Here is an 18,419-nt window from a genome sequence, read left to right on the forward strand (position 1 = left end):
CCTGGCTCCCTCGGAGCCGCTCGACACTTATAGCGGACCGTCCGACTTTACGAACAACATTAGAAATATTACCATAGTTAGGCGCACAAATCAACCTATTTCTCATGCATGCCTGTATCGGGTATACTGACTATGATTGCCAGCAGGCATAAATGTGAAATGGGGGTTCGTTTTGAAGTTAAGAATATGGCATTTCATTATTATACTCATTCTTGCCAATCCGCAAACCGGTTATACGGCATCGGCGGCTTCCTTCCCCGATACGTTTTCGCATTGGGGAAACGGCTATATCGATTGGGCGGTGAAGGAAGGTCTGGCCCAAGGTTACGAGGACGGCAGCTTCCGGCCGGATGAGCCGGTCACCGAAGCCGAATTCCTTGCCTTGATGCTGCGCGCCTACGGCATCGTATCGCAGAAGGACGAGCAGCGGGCCGACTGGAAAAAAAGCTATTACGACCATGCCTACCGATTAGGCTGGCCGGTCAACTTCGATAACAAACGCGGCGGATTCCGCAGAGGAGAAGCCGCGTTGCTGATCGCGTCAGCCTCGAACGGACGGGCATTCGGCGAGAACGACGCGATTCAATGGCTGCTGGATCAAGGCATCTCGCGGGGCCGATCAACCGCCACGATCTACGGCTTCGAAGCCGGCGGCGGAGTCACCAGAGCGGAGGCATTGACCTTTATTTATATGATGAAGGAAAAAGTCGCCTCCCCCTCGCCCAAAACGATTCCTTCGGCAGGAACGACGCTTCGAGGAATCTCGTTAAACGACTATGTCGAGGAACTCCTCTTCAATCTCGGCGCTCCAGGCCGGATTGACGCGAGCGAATACGACTACCAATGGTACGTCTATCCGAAAGACTACTCCGCGTTCGTGATGTTCGGCGTTCGCAACGATCGCATCGTGGCGATGTTCTCGAACGACGCCGGGAGCTGGCGGGACGCGGACGGAGTCGTTGTCGACAAGCCGCTCGCAACCGTACTTCCCGCGTTGCCGGCAGGTACCGCCGGCAACGCCAAACAAGCTGATCACTATTATGACTACAGATCGGACGGCGTACGCCACGTGTTATTCCTGGACGGACACGAGAATAATCGCATCGCCGCTTCACTCCTGCAGCTTGATTCGTTAGCCGCGCGCAAAGCATCGGCCCTAGGAGAGAAGGAGCGTACCGCGATGGAGCAAGGTTTGTTCGATCTGGTCAACGCGGAGCGCGCGCAGCGCGGAATCGGCGTACTGAAGTGGGATTCGCTCGCGGGTTCGGCCGCCAGGGCGCATAGCGCGGACATGATGAAAAAAAACTACTTCAGCCACAAAAGCTTAAGCGGCAAATCGCCCTTTGACCGGATGAAAGCCGTCGGCATCAAATACACCCTGGCGGCCGAAAATATCGCCGCAGGATTTCCGAACAGCATTTTCGCCCATTACATGCTGCTCAATTCGAAGACCGGCCATCGGGAGACGATCTTGAACGGCAAGTTCGGACGACTTGGAACTGGCGTCGCGTTTGGCGGTTCATACGGCATTTATTATACCCAGGACTATTACACGCCTTAAGCTTAATCTGCGATTAGATGTCCTAACGCGTCAATGCGAATAAGGGAATGCAGCCTCCGACAGGAAGCCGCATTCCCTTATTCGTTTGCCTGTTTGTCGACCATCGATTGTTTCTGTTGCTCCAGCCAAACGCACTCCTTCTTGCTGAGCTCGACGCGCTCGAGAAGCTCCGGCCGGCGCTTCAACGTGCGAAGCAGCGACTGCTCCCGCCGCCAATCCTCGATTCGCGCGTGATGCCCCGATATTAATACATCCGGAACGCCCCAGCCGCGGAATTCCGGAGGTCTCGTGTAATGCGGATGTTCCAGCAGTCCCGTGCTGTAAGAGTCGGTCACGGCGGAGGATTCGTTGCCAAGCACGCCTGGCAGCAGCCGTACGACGCTGTCGATGACGGTCATGGCGGGGATCTCGCCTCCTGTCAGAACATAGTCACCGATCGAAATTTCGTCGGTAACGAGATGCTCGCGGATCCGTTCGTCGTACCCTTCGTAATGGCCGCAGATCAGCACGATATGTTTCTCACCCGACAGCTCTTCCGCCTTGTGCTGGGTGAACGTCTCTCCTTGCGGGCACATCAGGATGACGCGCGGACGAATGCCGGGATCGAGCTGCAGGTCCTCGACGGCCGCAAACACCGGCTCGGGCTTCAGCACCATCCCGCCGCCTCCGCCGTAAGGATAATCGTCCACCGTATTATGTTTGTTGTTCGAGTAGTTGCGGAAGTTGACGGCCTGCAGCGAGACGAGGCCTTTCTCTTTCGCCTTGCCGAGAATGCTGGCGCCGAACACGCCTTCGAACATTTCCGGGAACAACGTCAATACATCGATTCTCATGCGCTCAGATCAATCCTTCCATCAGCCGAACCGTGACCAGCTTGTCCGCCGTATCGACCTTCAACACTACTTCGTCGATAACGGGGAGCAGCACTTCTTTATTTTTTACGCCGGTTTGTTTCACGACCCAAACATCGTTGGCTCCGGGACTTAAGATGTCCGTAATCTCGCCCAGCGCTTCGCCATCCTCCGTCACTACGCGGCAGCCGATAATTTCATGATAATAGTATTCGCCTTCGTCCAGCTTTCCTTGATCCGCTTCGGAAATTTTGAGCGACCAGCCCTTATATTTCTCGATCTCGTTGATCGATTGGAATCCTTCTAACTTCAGGACATAGACGTTCTTCTGGAGCCTTGAACCGGTCACCTTGATCTGCATGTGATCGCCGTTCTCGTCGTTCACAAGCATGAGCTTGCTTCCCGGAGCGAAGCGCTGTTCCGCGAAATCCGTCTGGGGCAGCACCTTCACGTCGCCGCGAATACCATGCGTGTTCACAAGCTTGCCGACCGTATACCATTTGCCGTTCATGCCATCATTCCTTTTCCACGTTGAATATCCCTATTATAACATGCAGAAGAGGGCCAGGACATTCGTCCCGACCCTCCGCTTCGTGCTGCCTATGAAATAATGTCGACAATGACGCGCTTGCTCGATTTGACGGAGGCCGAAGTTACGACCGTACGCATCGCCTTGGCGATGCGTCCTTGTTTCCCGATCACTTTGCCGACATCCTCGGGATGAACGGAAAGCTCGTAAATCGTCGTGCGGTCATCATCCTTCATATGGATGCGCACATCGTCCGGATGATCCACCAAAGCCTTCGCTATGACAAGAATTAAATCTTTCATGACAAAGCCCTCCGCTTCTCTGAACGATTATTTCTGTTGCTTCAGTTCGTGGAATTTTTTCAAAACTCCAGCTTTGGAAAGCAAGTTGCGAACAGTATCCGAAGCTTGCGCTCCAGTCTGCAGCCATTTCAATGCTTTCTCTTCGTCAATCGTTACTTGAGCCGGAACTGCAACCGGATTGTAAGTGCCGATTTCTTCAATAAAACGTCCGTCACGCGGCGAACGGGAATCCGATACAACAACGCGGTAGAATGGTGCTTTGTGAGCGCCCATACGTTTCAAGCGAATACGTACTGCCATGATCAATTCACCTCCTTCGAGTAATCAAGCTAGGGTTCCGATTAGAACGGGAACTTCATATTTTTGCCCAGCATGCCTTTCAGGCCTTTCTTGCCGCCCTTCAAGCCTTTGGGACCTTTCGGTCCCATCATGGACGAAAATTGTTTCATCATTTTGCGCATGTCGTCGAACTGCTTGATCAAACGGTTCACTTCGACGATGGTAGTTCCGCTGCCTGCCGCGACGCGCTTGCGGCGGCTATGGTTAAGCAGCTCCGGCTTCTGTTTCTCTGCCTTCGTCATGGAGCGGACGATGGCTTCGATGCGGCCGATCTGTTTCTCGTCGACTTTGAGATCCTTCATGTTGCCCTTCATCTTGCCCATCCCGGGCAACATGTCCATGATCTGATCCAGCGGACCAAGCTTGCGTACCTGCTCCATCTGTTCCAGGAAGTCGTCGAACGTAAATTCCGCAGTGCGCATCTTGCGTTCCATCTCGGCGGCTTTCTCGGCGTCGATGCTCGACTGGGCTTTCTCGATCAGCGACAGCATGTCGCCCATGCCAAGTATGCGGGAAGCCATCCGTTCGGGATGGAAAGGCTCGAGAGAATCGATCTTCTCGCCCATCGCCGCGAATTTGATCGGACGTCCCGTGACGGCTTTGACCGAAAGCGCCGCGCCGCCGCGCGTATCGCCGTCCAGCTTCGTCAAGACGACGCCGGTCAGCTCGAGCTGCTCGTGGAAGCTCTGCGCCACGTTGACGGCATCTTGTCCCGTCATCGCGTCAACGACGAGCAGCACCTCGTCCGGCTTCACGTTCGCGTGGATTTGCTTCAGCTCATCCATCAGCGTTTCATCGATATGCAAGCGGCCTGCAGTATCGAAGATCACGTAGTCATTGCCGTTCTCCTTGGCATGCTGCAGGCCTTGCTTCGCAATCTCGATCGGCGACGTCTGGTCTCCGAGCGCGAATACCGGAGCCTTGATCTGCTCTCCGAGCACCTGCAGCTGTTTAATGGCGGCAGGACGATAAATATCGCAGGCGACCAAGAGCGGCTTGTGATTGCCTTTCTGGAGCAACTTCGCCAGCTTGCCCGAAGTCGTCGTTTTGCCGGCGCCTTGCAAGCCGACCATCATGATGACGGTGGGCGGCTTGTTCGCCTTCGCAAGCTTCGCCTGCGTGCCTCCCATGAGCTCGGTTAGTTCCTTGTTGACGATATCGATGACGACCATGCCCGGCGTGAAGCTCTTCGACACTTCGATGCCGATGGCCTGTTCTTTTACTTTAGCAATGAAGTCTTTGACGACTTTAAAGTTAACGTCGGCTTCCAGCAGGGCCAGCCGAACTTCGCGCATGGCTTCATTGACATCGGCTTCGGATACTTTGCCTTTGCCCTTCAGCTTGCTGAACACATTCTGCAATCGGCTGCTCAAGCTTTCAAATGCTGCCATGAATCCTCGCCTCCCTCTCTCGCCGTTCCTTCTGCAGCCTTCAGCCGTTCGATGGCTGCCATTAGCTTGCTTCTATCTGAATCATTCATTACGATCTCTTCGACGCCGCGTTCCAACAGTTCCGCGACTTTCATCAGGCGTTCGTGTTTCTCGAGCAGGAGAAGCTTGTCCTCGTAACTCTCGAGCGCGCCTTCGGCACGTTTAATGTTGTCGTATACGGCTTGCCGGCTTATGCCGAATTCCGATGCGATCTCGCCGAGCGAGAAATCGTCGTGGTAATAAAACGTAAGTATGGTCCGTTGTTTCTCGGTCAGCAGGCTCTCATAGAAGTCGAAGAGGAGATTCACTCTCGTCGTTCGGGCTAAGGCATCCGATTGTTCCGTCCCCATCGCCGAGGCCTCCTTTGCTGATCCCGATTCGCGTCCGTAAAGGAATAAACCTTTACAGTATGTCAACGTCCCTTATCATACACGATCGCCCAAAGCGCTGTCAAGTTAATTTCCTTGTCACTTCAAACAAGAACGCACGCCCCTGCAAATGTGAAAAAAAAGGACGAGGGCCATCGTTCGGTCCCCATCCCATCATGCATTACGCTCAGTTATTCATTCGCGCTTCTGGATTGTTCTTCGTCGCGGCTAATCAGACCCGCGAACAGCGCATGCACGAACTGCTCTGAATCGAATTGCTGCAAATCGCCCATCTTCTCGCCTAGGCCGACCAGCTTCACCGGAAGGTTCAGTTCGTTTCGGATCGCCACGACGATGCCGCCTTTGGCCGTCCCGTCCAGCTTCGTCAGCACGAGGCCTGTCACGCCGCTTTTCTCGCCGAACAGCTTCGCTTGGCTAAGCGCATTCTGGCCTGTGGTCGCATCCAGAACCAGCAATACTTCGTGCGGCGCTTCAGGCAACTCCCGCTGAATGACGCGGAAAATTTTGTTCAGCTCTTCCATTAGGTTCGATTTGTTCTGCAGACGGCCGGCCGTATCGCACAGCAAAACGTCCACCTTGCGCTGCTTGGCTGCCTGTACGGCATCGAACATGACGGCCGCCGGATCGGAGCCGGACGACTGCTTGATGACGTCGACGCCCACACGCTGCCCCCATACCTCGAGCTGCTCGATCGCGCCCGCGCGGAACGTGTCGCCAGCCGCCATCAGAACCGATTTGCCTTCGCTCTTGAACTTATGCGCCAGCTTTCCGATCGTTGTCGTTTTACCGACGCCGTTGACACCGACGAACAGAATGACCGTAATTTGGCCATCGGGTGCCATCCGAAGCTCCGCATGGTCGTCGCCTTTGAGCAGTTCGACGAGCTTCTCTGACAATATGGGCTGCAGATCGGACGCTTCCTCGATTTTCCGTTTCTTCACTTCGGCGCGCAGCTCGTCGATGAGCGTCATGACCGTATTCACGCCAACGTCCGCGCCGATCAGAATTTCTTCAAGCTCCTCGTAAAATTCCTCGTCGATTTTTTTGCGGCGGGTAATTAACTCTTCGACCTTCTCCACGAACGCCGTCCGGGTCTTCGTCAACCCTTCTTTAAATACGTTCGTAACCGCCTCCGTCTTGGCGGCGATGCTTTCCTTCAGCTTCTTAAAAAAACTCATACGAGCCGTCCTCCATCCTTGCCTTCCGTTTTCTATCTATTCAACAATCCATTCTAATCAAATGCCCCAAATCAGCGCGCTTCCGCTCGCCAAAGCAGCTTTATGCGGAAACCGGCTCCTCGTCCCCGCCGTCTTCCTCCAGGCGAACCGATACGAGCTTCGACACGCCGCCTTCCTCCATCGTTACGCCATAGAGGACGTCGGCTTCTTCCATCGTGCCCTTGCGATGCGTAACGACGATGAACTGGGTGAGCCCTGAGAATTCGCGTAAATATTGGGCGAACCGCGCGACGTTCGCTTCGTCGAGCGCCGCTTCGACTTCGTCCAGCACGCAGAACGGCACCGGCTTCACCTGCAGGATCGCGAATAACAAAGCGATCGCCGTCAGCGCCCGCTCGCCGCCGGAGAGAAGCTGCAGGTTCTGCAGCTTCTTGCCCGGAGGCTGGGCGACGATGTCGATGCCGGTGTCGAGCACGCGGTCCGGTTCCACTAGGACAAGATCGGCTCGTCCGCCGCCGAACAGCTTGCTGAACACGACGACAAAATGTTTGCGGATCGCTTCGAATGTCGTACGGAACCGCTTCGACATTTCGTCGTCCATTTCCTTAATGACCTGATAAAGCGCCGTCTTGGCTTCGATCAGGTCGTCCTTCTGTTCGGAGAGGAATTCATATCGTTCCTTCACGCGTTCGTATTCCTCGATCGCGCCCAGATTGACGTCGCCGAGCGACGTAATCTTGCGCTTCAGCTCGCGGACCTCGTTCTGCGTGCCGGACACGTCCTCAGGCACCGGATAATGTTCCTTGGCCAGCTCGTAGCTGAGCTCGTATTCTTCGCTCAGCTTGCGCAACAGGTTGTCCAGCTCCACGTCCTGCCGGTTCAAGGCGATCTCCGTCTGCCGCATGTTTTCCTCGACGACGCGAAGCTGCGCCCGCTGCTCCTTCGTCTCGCTTTCGCCCTTGTCGAGCTCGGCGATGCGATGCGCGCGCGCGGCGCGCTTCAGATCGGTCTGCTCGGCGCAGTTCGCCTTCTTGATGCGGAGATCGTTGAGTTGCGCGATCTGGTTCACGCTTTCTTCGCCGTGTCGCGTCAGCTCTTCCTCCTGCTGCGCGGACACCGCTCGCAGACTTGCCAGCTCATTCTTCGCGCGCTGGATATCGCTTCTGACGCGATTCGCCTGATCCTCGAAGCTCAGCTTCTCCTGATCCGTTTTCGCAACGGCGATCTTCAGATCGGTCAATTGGCCCTGCAGCTCTTCCTTGGCCGATTCGCTTGCCTTGCGGCGCTCCTCTGCCATCCGGATCGCTTCCTGAAGACGCGCTTCGTCGATGATTAACGTCTCGAGACGCTTCTCCGCTTCCTCGGCCGATTTGGCGAGCAGCTCTCGTTCGTTCGTCTGCGACGTTTTCTCGGACGATGATACTTCGCGCTGCTCCGTGAGCAGCTTCTCCTCGGACTTCATCTGCTGCAACTCGGCCCGAATGCCCTGCTCGTCGATGCGACACTTCTCCGCCTGGGAGCGAAGCTCCTCAACGTTCTGGGACCGGATTGATTGCTCCTTGCGGAGATCGCCGAGCTTCGCCTTCAACTGCTGCACCGTCGATTCCGCTTCCTTGATTTCTTGGTCCAGCGCTTCGATCTGACGGCCGCGCCCGAGCAGGCTCGCACCGCGCTTCTGCAGACTGCCGCCCGTCATTGAACCGCCCGCGTTAACGACGTCACCTTCGAGCGTTACGACACGGTAACGGTATTGGCATCTCGATGCAATGCGGTTCGCCTGCTCCAGCGTCTCCGCTAACAGCACGTTGCCAAGCAAATTGTTCACGATGGCTTGGTAACGTTCGTCGCATCCGACCAAGTCTGCCGCCACGCCGACGAAACCGTCCTCGGACGAAGCCGTCCGCTTGTCGTTCTCGGGCACCATGCGGCCTCTGATTACGTCGAGCGGCAAGAACGTTGCCCGACCGAGCTGGCGTTGCTTCAGGAAGCCGATCGCCGCTCGGGCGGAACGTTCGTCTTCCATGACGATATGCTGCAGCGCGCCGCCTAACGCGGTCTCGACGGCGACTTCGATGCGCTGCGGCACGCGAAGCAGCTCCGCGACCGCGCCGTGTACGCCGGCTATGCCGCCGGATCCGCGGCGAGCCGCCTTCAGCACTTCCTTGACGCCTTGCATGAAACCGTCGAGCGCATCCTGCATTTCTTTCATCGTGTCGCGTCTGGAGATATGGCTATCGAGCCGCTGCTCCCACTTCCGAACCGCGGCCGTCACCTCTTCGAGACTGGCCGCGACGGAACGGCCGCCTTCCGTCTCCGCCAGCATACGTCCGCGCGCATTCTCAAGCGCGGCCAGCGTCGCCTGCAGCGATTGCTCCAGTTGCGTTCTCCGCTCGTCAAGCCGGGCTTGCTGCTCGGCGCGCTTCGATTCGTCGTCGCTGATGCGCTCCATGCGTCTTTGCAACGTCTCTTGCTGCTGCGCGGCGTACCGGATCTCGTTGCGCGTCTGCGCCATCGCGCTAAGCACGTCCAACAGCTCGCTTTTGAGTTTCTCTTCCGCATCGACCACGGCTCCGCCGGCAACGCCCAGCAGATTCGACTCCTCTGCGGCAAGCTTGACGCGCAGATCCGCGAGCGTCAGCTCAAGAGCCGCCGACTTGCTGCGGAATTCAGCCTCGTCCTTCGTCAGCGCGGCAATACGGGCATCCTGCGCGACCATCGATTCTTCAAGACCTCGCTTGTTCTGCTCCAGGTTGCGCTTGCGCTCCTTCAGCACCTCGCCGTAACCTTCGCATTTCTCCACGTCTTCGCTGAGCTGAAGCATCGCCCCGTGAAGCTCGTCCAGCTCCAGCTCGATGTCGCGAAGCTGCTGCCGGTCCTGCTCCAAGTGGGCATCGTGTTTGCTGACGACCGTCGACAGCTTCAGCTGTTCCTCTTGCAGCTTCTCGAGCTTGTCCGTCGCTTCCGACCATGCACGGTGAACCGTCTCGATATTATGTACGTACATGGATATCTCTTTGGTCTTCAACTCTTCCTTTAGCGCCCTGAAGTGAATCGCCTTCTCCGATTGCTTGCGAAGCGGCTCCACTTGATCTTCGAGCTCCGAGACGAGGTCATGGATGCGCAGCAGGTTCTGCTCGGTCTCGTCAAGCTTCTTCTGGGCTTCCCGCTTCCGCGACTTGTACTTCACGATGCCCGATGCTTCCTCGAAGATACCCCTGCGATCCTCGGAGCGCGTACTCAAGATTTCCTCTATCCGGCCCTGGCCGATGATCGAATACGCTTCCTTGCCGATCCCGGTATCCATAAAGAGCTCCGTTATATCCTTGAGACGGCATTGCTGTTTGTTGATCAAATATTCGCTGTCTCCGCTACGGTGAACCCGCCGCGTGACCGTAACCTCGTTATATTCCAGCGGGAGTGCGCCGTCCGCGTTGTCGAGCGTCAGCGATACCTCGCCGTAATTGACCGCTTTGCGCGCGTCGCTCCCGGCAAAAATGATGTCTTCCATCTTGCCGCCGCGAAGGCTCTTCGCGCTTTGTTCGCCAAGCACCCAGCGGATGCCGTCGGAGATATTGCTTTTTCCCGAGCCGTTCGGCCCTACCACCGCCGTAATACCGGTTACAAATTCCATTTCGGTCTTATCGGCGAAGGACTTGAATCCCGCTAATTCGATACGTTTCAAAAACATGTCTTGGTTTTCACCTCACCCCACATTGTAACACATAATCGTTATTTGCGTTAATCATTTCGGGCGGTCTTCTCCCGCCATTCTACGCCTCGCATACATTCCCCGGCCGCCCTCATTCACCTAATCTTCGCTTGTAAGACAAAAAACCTTTGGACCGCGAAGTCCAAAGGTTTTTTGCTCATGATTCCGGAGCCAGCTTGTTCCAAGCTTCGGCCGCCGAACGCTGCTCGGCTTCCTTCTTCGTGCGACCCGCCCCGAGCCCGTAACGTTCCTCTCCGAGGTATACCTCGACGATAAACTCCCGGTCATGGGCAGGACCGCGTTCTTCGACGATCCGGTATTCGACAGGCCCGAGACCGTAATGCTGCGCGCGCTCCTGAAGCTTAGACTTGGCGTCCTTCATGAGCAGGCCGAAGTCGTTGGATTCGATATGCGGGAACATATGCTCCTCCAAAAATTCGCGCGTACGGTCAATGCCTGAATCCAGGAAGAGCGCGCCGATAAACGATTCGAACAGATCGGCAAGCAGCGCTTGACGGTGTCTGCCGCCGAGCTGCTCTTCGCCTCTGCCGAGCAATACATGTTTGCCGAGCTCCAGCCGTTCGGCGAAAAACGCGAGCGAAGGCTCGCAAACGACGGATGCGCGCATCCGCGTCAGTTCGCCCTCCGGCCGCTTCGGATACGTCGCGAATAGATACTCGGATACGAGCAGCTGGAGGACGGCATCGCCAAGGAACTCCAAACGCTCGTTATCTTGGACGGAGCCGCGTTTGTGCTCGTTCACGTAAGACGTATGGGTGAACGCCTGCCTCAGCAGCCTGCTTCTTTTGAAATCGAGCTGCAGCTTCTGCTGCAGCTCGTCGAAATTATCACGCTTCATACGCTTTCATCACAATCGTGGCATTATGCCCGCCGAAGCCGAAGGAATTGGACAATGCGACCCGAACGTCCGCTTGACGCGGTTTATTCGGCACGTAGTCCAAATCGAGCTCCGGATCCTGGTTGTCCAGGTTGATCGTAGGGGCAATGACGCCATTCTGCAGCGTAAGCGCCAGAATGACCGCCTCCACGCCGCCTGCCGCTCCGAGCAGATGCCCGGTCATCGACTTGGTCGAGCTGACCGCTACCTTGTAGGCATGGTCGCCGAACGTCCGCTTGATCGCCGTTGTTTCAGAGCGGTCGCCGACCGGCGTCGACGTGCCGTGCGCGTTAATGTAATCCACTTCGGAAGGCTGGATGCCGGCATCTTTGATCGCCTTGGCCATACAGCGAGCCGCGCCGTCAGGATCCGGTTCGGTCATGTGGAACGCGTCGCCGCTCATGCCGTAGCCGATCACTTCGGCGTAGATCTTGGCGCCGCGCGCTTTCGCATGCTCCAGCGACTCCAGCACGAGCACGCCCGCGCCTTCGCCCATGACGAAGCCGTCGCGGTCTACGTCGAACGGCCTGCTTGCTTTCTCGGGCTCATCGTTGCGCGTCGACATCGCGCGCATCGAGCAGAAGCCCGCCATGCCCGTAGGACGGATCGTCGCTTCCGCGCCGCCCGCGATCATCACGTCGGCGTCGCCTCTTTGAATCATTTTGTACGAGTCGCCGATGGAATGCGTACCGGTTGCGCAGGCGGTAACCGCCGTGCTGTTCGGCCCCTTCGCGCCCGTCAGCATCGATACTTGGCCGGAGGCCATGTTCGCGATCATCATTGGGATGAAGAACGGGCTCACGCGTTTCGGGCCTTTCTCCAGCAACACGTTATGCTGGTCTTCCCATGTACCCAGTCCGCCAATGCCGGAACCGATCATGACGCCCACGCGTTCAGCGTCGGCATTGTTGCCGATATCCAGGCCGGCATCCGCGACGGCCAGCTTGCTGGCTACGGACGCGAATTGGACGAAGCGGTCCATCTTGCGCGCTTCCTTGCGCTCGATGCCGTAATCTTCCGGATTGAAGTTTTTGACCTCCGCGGCGATGCGCGTCGGATATTCGGAGAAGTCGAAAGCCTCAACGACGGAAACGCCGGATTTGCCTTCGAGCAGATTGTTCCAAAATTGTTCGATGTTCGAACCTAACGAGGTCATTACCCCCATGCCTGTCACGACTACTCTATGTTTCACTTCATTCACCTCTGCAAACAGCGATATAACGGCAACCTGCCGTTTCGTTCTATATAAATAGCGATTAAGCCAATCGTAACGGTTAGAGCAAAGCGATGCGTCTCTTCGGCAGCTTTGACATGGAAAATCGGAAGATAAAAGCGCTTAACATGGAGAGAAGTCCCGCTCCTTGAAACGGGACTTGTCCTTCCTTAGGTATGAGATTGTATGTAAGTTACAACTTCTCCCACCGTCGTGATTTTCTCTGCGTCTTCGTCAGAGATTTCCATATCAAACTCGTCTTCCAGCTCCATGACCAATTCAACTACGTCAAGAGAGTCAGCGCCGAGGTCATCTTTGAAGGAAGCTTCAAGCGTTACTTCTGCTTCGTCTACGCCAAGGCGGTCGATGACAATACGTTTTACGCGATCTACTACTTCGGACATCCGGTTCACCTCCTCCACCGTATTATACGAGAATTACAAGCAAAATGCCATCTTTACCTCTAGATGATGTTCAAAAAATCGCTTTTGACCTACATATACATGCCGCCGTCGACGTGAACCGTCTGGCCGGTCATGTAAGCGGCCGCGTCGGACGCGAGGAACCTTACCGCATTCGCGATATCGGAAGCGTCGCCGAGGCGCGCAAGCGGGATTTGGCCGGACAGGGACGCCTTCATCTCTTCCGGCAGCTTGTCCGTCATATCCGTCTGGATGAAGCCCGGCGCCACGCAGTTCACTGTAATGCCGCGCGACGCGAGCTCGCGCGCGCTTGCTTTGGTGAGGCCGATCACGCCGGCCTTCGCGGCCACGTAGTTCGCTTGGCCGGGATTGCCGAGCACGCCTACGACGGAAGAGATGTTGATGATCCGGCCGGAACGCTGCTTCATCATGTGGCGGGTAACGGCTTTCACGCCGTTGAACACGCCCTTCAGATTCGTCTCGATCACTTGATCGAACTCCTCTTCCTTCATACGCATAATTAAATTATCTCTTGTAATGCCGGCGTTATTCACCAGAATGTCGAGGCCGCCAAGCTTCTCGATGGTATCCTTGACCATCGCGTCGAATTCGTCCGCCTTGCCGACATTCGCTTTCACGATGACGGCGCGGCGTCCCAGCGCTTCGATCGCTTGCGCCGTTTCGGCGGCGGCCGCTTCGCTGCCCGAATAGTTCACGGCTACATCGGCGCCGGCTTCCGCCAGCGCGATCGCGATCGCCCTGCCTATGCCGCGGGAAGCTCCCGTCACAAGCGCTTTTTTGCCTTCCAAGCTTGCAAACATCCCTTTCCCTCCTTTACGAAATAAACGATTGCCGTTATTGATTCACTTGCAGCGTCTCGAGGGATGCCAAGCTGTTGACGGACAACACGCGCACGTCCCTGTCGATCTTCTTGATCAAGCCGGCGAGCACCGTGCCGGAGCCGATCTCCACGAACGTATCGACGCCTTGGCCGATCAAGTAACGCACGCTGTCCTCCCAGAGGACGGGCGAATAGACTTGCTCGACGAGCAGGCTGCGAATATCGTTTGCGGATGTCGTGCCGCTGGCGGTTACGTTCGCTACGATCGGCATCTCCGCATCGCTGAGCGCAACGTCCGCCAGCTTCTCGCTGAGGCGATCGGCCGCAGGCCGCATAAGCGAAGAATGGAACGGTCCGCTAACTTCAAGAGGAATGACGCGTTTCGCGCCGGCTTCCTTGCCTCTGTCGCCTACGGCCGCAACGCCGGCTGCCGTGCCGGATACGACGATCTGGCCCGGGCAATTGACGTTCGCAAGCTCCACGGCCGTACCTGCCGCCGAAATATCGGCGCACAGCTTGGCCAGCTCTTCGCGATCAGCGCCCAGTACCGCCGCCATTGCGCCAAGACCGCCCGGAACGGCTTGCTCCATGAACTCGCCGCGTGCGCGCACGGTACGAACCGCGTCCTCGAATCCCATCACGCCTGCCGCGACAAGCGCGCTGTATTCGCCAAGACTATGGCCCGCCACGTAATCCGCCCACAGGCCGCTATCCTTGAGTAGCTCCAGATAGGCAACGCTGACGGTAAGCAGCGCCGGCTGCGTGTTCGCGGTTTGCTTCAGTTTCTCGTCGGGTCCTTCAAAGATCATCCCCGAAAGGTCAAAGCCCAACGCTTCGTTCGCGCGTTCGAATACGGATCGAGCAATCTCGCTCGACTCATACGCGTCCTTGCCCATTCCGACAGCCTGGGCGCCTTGCCCCGGAAATATAAATGCCGTCTTCCCCATGCCAGTTCCCCCCATGACAAAACTCTATCTTGTTTACCAAATAAGGACGGAAGATCCCCAAGTCAAGCCTCCGCCGAATCCGACCAACACGAGACAATCGCCAGGGTTCACCCGGTTCTGCTCCACGGCTTCAGCGAGCGCGACGGGAATCGAAGCGGCGGACATGTTGCCGTATTTGTCCAGATTGATCATCGCTTTGTCTTCCGGCAGGTTGAGCCGGTTCAGCGCGGATTGGATAATTCGGATATTCGCTTGATGCGGCACGAGCAAATCCACGTCTTCTTTGGTTTTGCCGGCTTTCGCCAGCGCGTCCTCGGCGGCGCTGCCCATAATGCGGACCGCGAATTTGAACACATCGTTGCCCGCCATGTAAATATAATGCTGCTTCTCGCTGATCGTGTCCGCGGATGCCGGCAATCGCGACCCGCCGCCGCCGACCTTCAGCAACTCTCCGCCGCTTCCGTCGGCGCCCAGCTCGAACGAGAGGAAGCCGCGTCCCTCTTCGACTTGTCCTAGCACGACGGCGCCCGCGCCATCGCCGAACAGAATGCACGTGTTGCGGTCCGTATAATCGGTGATGCGGGACAACGTTTCTGCACCTACGACGAGCACGTGTTTGTACATGCCGGTCGCGATCATGTTCGAAGCCGTCGCAAGGCCGTAAATAAAGCCGGAGCAAGCTGCCGACAGGTCGAAAGCCGCCGCCTTCTTCGCGCCGAGCTTGTCCTGGAGCAGGCATGCCGTCGACGGGAAAAACATATCGGGCGTAATCGTCGCTACGAGGATCAAATCAAGATCCTCGGCCGTGAGCCCCGCGGCGGCAAGCGCGCGCTTGGACGCTTCGTAGGCTAGATCGGACGTCGCTTCCGTCGCCGCTGCCATGCGGCGCTCCCGGATGCCGGTCCGGGTGACGATCCACTCGTCGTTCGTTTCCACCATTTGTTCCAAATCATGATTCGTAAGAATGCGCTCGGGCACATATTTGCCCGTGCCGATAATGCCGACAGGATGCAAACTCATAGGTAAACACTCACTTCCCGTTGATTTCTGCGGTAATCGAGTCGATTAATTTCGCTTGTAGAGCCAATCTCGCTTGACGGACCGCGTTCTTGACCGCGACGACGTCGGATGAACCGTGGCACTTCACCACGAGGCCGTTCAAGCCAAGCAGCGGAGCGCCTCCATGTTCCTTGTAGTCCATTTTCTTCTTCAATTGCTTGAGCCGCGGCAGCATGATGGCTGCGGCAATCTTGGTCAGCACCGAATGCCCGAACGCGTCCTTCAGTGAAGAGAAGATGGTTCCTGCGGCTCCTTCCATCGCCTTAAGCATAATATTGCCTGCGAAGCCGTCGCAGATGAGTACATCGCAATTGCGGGACAACACGTCCCTCGCTTCTACGTTGCCGATAAAATGAATCGGAGCTTTCTCCAGCAATTCGTACGCCGCTTTGGACACTTCGTTGCCCTTCATCGCTTCCGTGCCCACGTTCAGTAGTCCGACGCGCGGCTTGTCCATGCCATGAACTTTGGAACGGTAAATGCTGCCCATGATCGCGTACTGGAGCAAATGCTCCGGCTTCGCGTCCATATTGGCGCCCAGATCGAGCGCGAGCACGCCTTTATCGTCCATGGTCGGCATCATCGGCGCTAGCGCTGGGCGCTCGATACCTTCCATGCGCCCTACCACGAGCAAGCCGGTTGCCATAAGCGCGCCCGTATTGCCCGCAGAGAGCATCGCTTCCGCGCGGCCTTCCTTCACGAGCGTGCCGGCCACGACCATCGAAGCGCCTTTCTTCCGCCTTACCGCGCGGACCGGCTCATCGTCCGGCCCGATCACGTCGTCGGCATGATGTATCGTAATGTTGGAAGGCTTGGCGCCTTCGAGCAGCGGCTCGATCGCCGCCTGGTCGCCGACCAGCAACAGCTCCGTATCCGGCCATTCGGCGGCGGCTTCCAGCGCGCCTTTTACGATTAGCCCAGGCGCATGGTCGCCGCCCATGGCATCAATCGCGATCCGCATGTGCCTCGCCTCCTTTATTGTCTGAATTTCCTGCCGATCTAAAGATGACGAAGTTCCCCTGAAATACCATCTCGTCGCCCACGTACGTGAATAGCTCCACCTTGGACTTGCTTCGCTCGCCCGAGATCGAGCGCACGTAAGCCTTCGCGATGCACTTCTCCCCCAGCCGCACCGGCCGAATGAAGCGGATGTCCGCCGTGACCGTCAGCGCGATGGCGTCGTCGATAACGGCGACCGCCAGCGAGTTCGCCTGCGCGAACACATGATGGCCCCGCGCGATCGACGTTCTGGAGAACACGTGCTCCTCGCGGATTTCGAAGATGGAAATGCCGCTCTTGTCGAGCTCAAGATCGACGATTTCGCCGATGACCTCGTGTAGCGGAAGCGATTTGACGGAATCATAAGAACGTTCCGCCATCAGCTTCATTCTTTCCCTTAGCTCCGGAATGCCGAGCTCCATCCGGTCGAGCCGGATCGTCTGGATGCTGACCTTGAGCAAGCGGGTAAGCTCGCGATCCGTTATAAAAGGATTGTCTTCTATATGCTGGGCCAGCTGCTGATGCCGCTGTCGTTTGGTCATTCGATCCATGCTCGGCACCGCCTTTGCGCTTCATTATAGGATATGTATAGGAGCACATTTTATCACCTGGTACTAAGACAGTATATAAAAAAAACGCTCCATGCGCAATGCGGCAAAAAAAATAGCACCCCATCGCGAGATGAAGTGCTACCGTCGCCGAGATCCGTCCTATTGGGAAATGATCTCTTTCGTTTTGTAATATCCGCACACTTTGCATACGTGGTGAGCCAATTTCAGCTCTCCGCACTGCTCACATTTCACCATGCCCGGTACTGCCAGCTTGAAATGCGTGCGACGTTTGTCGCGGCGAGTCTTGGATGTTCTACGTTGTGGTACTGCCATCTTTCCCACCTCCTTCACAAATTGAAGTTCCAAATTTGATCACGAAGTAACTCGGGAAGCTTACTCGACGTCGAATCTTGAACTCAGCCGGAACTTCCGGTACTCACGTAGCTCTGCTACGCTCCGTTCCTCAGTTCTCGGCTTCGTCCAACCTTCTCGGTGCTGAAATCCGGGATACTCCATTTCAAAATCAAACTACTCCTTAAACAAATCCTTGAGCGCCGCGAAGCGAGGGTCGATCTTCTCGTTCTTGCAGCTGCATGTGTGCTCATTCAGGTTCTGCCCGCATACCTGGCAAAGTCCCTTGCAATCCTTCGCGCATAGCGGAGCGAAAGGCATGAACAGCAGAAGCGATTCTTCCAGGTACGGTTTCAGGTCCAGCTTATCCCCTGCCACTTCCACGAACTCATCGTCTTCTTCTTCATCGGATTCCTCATCGCCTGGCGTATCACTCGTCGCTGGCTTGAACTGCTCGTAGAAAGGAATGACTGTATGTTCCTTCGTCGGCTCCAGGCAACGCGAGCAAGCCAGCTCTAGATCGGCGGACATCTCGCCTTCCACGGTGATATATCCGTCGTGGCCAGTCACTTCAAGCGATACGGACAGAGGTCCCGCTTGAATCACGTCCGAACGTCCCTTGAACAGGTCGCTTACATCCAACTCTTCCTTAACCGATGCTTTCAAGCCTTTGGACATCATCTCTTGCATACGAAACAACATATCATCACCCCAAACAAACAAAGATTATTATATCTATTCGCCTATCGTTTTGTCAACAATTTCACGTTGTGCACCTTAGGGAAACCGATAGATGCGCTGCGTTACCCGGGCTTCTTGGATCGAATAGCCGCCTCTGTGCTATAGTGGA

19 protein-coding genes are annotated in these 18,419 nt (G+C 56.6%); 1 reads left to right on the top strand and 18 read right to left on the bottom strand.

Annotated features, from left to right (window positions below):
• The first annotated feature begins 172 nt into the window (after positions 1-172).
• Positions 173-1,561 (top strand): S-layer homology domain-containing protein, encoded by a 1,389-nt coding sequence (locus RB620_RS07475; RefSeq protein ID WP_308093148.1) that lies wholly within the window; start codon positions 173-175, stop codon positions 1,559-1,561.
• Positions 1,562-1,638: 77 nt separating this feature from the next.
• Here RB620_RS07475 and trmD read toward each other — a convergent pair whose 3' ends face one another.
• The 18 genes from trmD to RB620_RS07565 all read right to left on the bottom strand — a co-directional run bounded on the left by trmD (position 1,639) and on the right by RB620_RS07565 (position 18,271).
• Positions 1,639-2,394 carry a tRNA (guanosine(37)-N1)-methyltransferase TrmD gene (gene trmD, locus RB620_RS07480; RefSeq protein ID WP_308093150.1) on the bottom strand — a complete coding sequence of 252 codons (756 nt, stop codon included), beginning with the start codon at positions 2,392-2,394 and terminating at the stop codon, positions 1,639-1,641.
• A gap of 4 nt (positions 2,395-2,398) precedes the next feature.
• The gene (gene rimM, locus RB620_RS07485) at positions 2,399-2,923 is read right to left on the bottom strand and encodes a ribosome maturation factor RimM (RefSeq protein ID WP_308093151.1); all 525 of its coding nucleotides are present in this window, start codon (positions 2,921-2,923) and stop codon (positions 2,399-2,401) included.
• A gap of 89 nt (positions 2,924-3,012) precedes the next feature.
• Complete coding sequence (locus RB620_RS07490; protein WP_308093152.1) at positions 3,013-3,243, bottom strand: KH domain-containing protein; 231 nt, start codon at positions 3,241-3,243, stop codon at positions 3,013-3,015.
• Between the two features lie 27 nt (positions 3,244-3,270).
• Entirely contained in the window at positions 3,271-3,543 is a 273-nt protein-coding gene (gene rpsP, locus RB620_RS07495) for a 30S ribosomal protein S16 (RefSeq protein WP_068686962.1), read from the bottom strand.
• 41 nt (positions 3,544-3,584) lie between these two features.
• Positions 3,585-4,973, bottom strand: coding sequence for a signal recognition particle protein (gene ffh, locus RB620_RS07500; protein ID WP_308093154.1), 1,389 nt, complete (start codon positions 4,971-4,973; stop codon positions 3,585-3,587).
• On the bottom strand, positions 4,952-5,362 hold the full coding sequence (locus tag RB620_RS07505; RefSeq protein ID WP_308093156.1) for a putative DNA-binding protein: 411 nt from the start codon (positions 5,360-5,362) through the stop codon (positions 4,952-4,954). The genes ffh and RB620_RS07505 overlap by 22 nt, the downstream gene beginning before the upstream one ends.
• Positions 5,363-5,571: 209 nt before the next feature.
• Positions 5,572-6,579 carry a signal recognition particle-docking protein FtsY gene (gene ftsY / locus RB620_RS07510; protein WP_308093158.1) on the bottom strand — a complete coding sequence of 336 codons (1,008 nt, stop codon included), beginning with the start codon at positions 6,577-6,579 and terminating at the stop codon, positions 5,572-5,574.
• A gap of 100 nt (positions 6,580-6,679) precedes the next feature.
• Complete coding sequence (smc, locus tag RB620_RS07515; protein WP_308093161.1) at positions 6,680-10,267, bottom strand: chromosome segregation protein SMC; 3,588 nt, start codon at positions 10,265-10,267, stop codon at positions 6,680-6,682.
• Positions 10,268-10,445: 178 nt separating this feature from the next.
• Entirely contained in the window at positions 10,446-11,147 is a 702-nt protein-coding gene (gene rnc, locus RB620_RS07520) for a ribonuclease III (RefSeq protein ID WP_308093162.1), read from the bottom strand.
• On the bottom strand, positions 11,137-12,378 hold the full coding sequence (gene fabF, locus RB620_RS07525) for a beta-ketoacyl-ACP synthase II (RefSeq protein ID WP_308093164.1): 1,242 nt from the start codon (positions 12,376-12,378) through the stop codon (positions 11,137-11,139). Before fabF ends, rnc begins: the two co-directional genes overlap by 11 nt.
• 191 nt (positions 12,379-12,569) lie before the next feature.
• A complete protein-coding gene (acpP, locus tag RB620_RS07530) occupies positions 12,570-12,803 on the bottom strand; it encodes an acyl carrier protein (protein WP_087572610.1) in 234 nt (77 codons plus the stop codon).
• Positions 12,804-12,892: 89 nt separating this feature from the next.
• Positions 12,893-13,642, bottom strand: a complete 750-nt coding sequence (fabG, locus tag RB620_RS07535) for a 3-oxoacyl-[acyl-carrier-protein] reductase (protein ID WP_308093167.1) — start codon at positions 13,640-13,642, stop codon at positions 12,893-12,895.
• A 34-nt stretch (positions 13,643-13,676) separates the two neighbouring features.
• Positions 13,677-14,609 carry an ACP S-malonyltransferase gene (gene fabD / locus RB620_RS07540; protein ID WP_308093169.1) on the bottom strand — a complete coding sequence of 311 codons (933 nt, stop codon included), beginning with the start codon at positions 14,607-14,609 and terminating at the stop codon, positions 13,677-13,679.
• A gap of 33 nt (positions 14,610-14,642) precedes the next feature.
• A complete protein-coding gene (locus RB620_RS07545; protein ID WP_308093170.1) occupies positions 14,643-15,629 on the bottom strand; it encodes a beta-ketoacyl-ACP synthase III in 987 nt (328 codons plus the stop codon).
• Positions 15,630-15,639: 10 nt separating this feature from the next.
• A complete protein-coding gene (plsX, locus tag RB620_RS07550; RefSeq protein ID WP_308093172.1) occupies positions 15,640-16,629 on the bottom strand; it encodes a phosphate acyltransferase PlsX in 990 nt (329 codons plus the stop codon).
• Positions 16,613-17,209: a transcription factor FapR gene (gene fapR / locus RB620_RS07555; RefSeq protein ID WP_308093242.1), complete on the bottom strand. Its 597-nt coding sequence runs from the start codon at positions 17,207-17,209 to the stop codon at positions 16,613-16,615. Before fapR ends, plsX begins: the two co-directional genes overlap by 17 nt.
• Positions 17,210-17,377: 168 nt before the next feature.
• Complete coding sequence (rpmF, locus tag RB620_RS07560; protein ID WP_006036546.1) at positions 17,378-17,551, bottom strand: 50S ribosomal protein L32; 174 nt, start codon at positions 17,549-17,551, stop codon at positions 17,378-17,380.
• A gap of 195 nt (positions 17,552-17,746) precedes the next feature.
• On the bottom strand, positions 17,747-18,271 hold the full coding sequence (locus RB620_RS07565) for a YceD family protein (RefSeq protein WP_308093179.1): 525 nt from the start codon (positions 18,269-18,271) through the stop codon (positions 17,747-17,749).
• Between the last annotated feature and the right edge of the window lie 148 nt (positions 18,272-18,419).

The organism is Paenibacillus sp. LHD-117 (genome assembly GCF_030929555.1).
Classification (GTDB): Bacteria; Bacillota; Bacilli; order Paenibacillales; family Paenibacillaceae; genus Pristimantibacillus.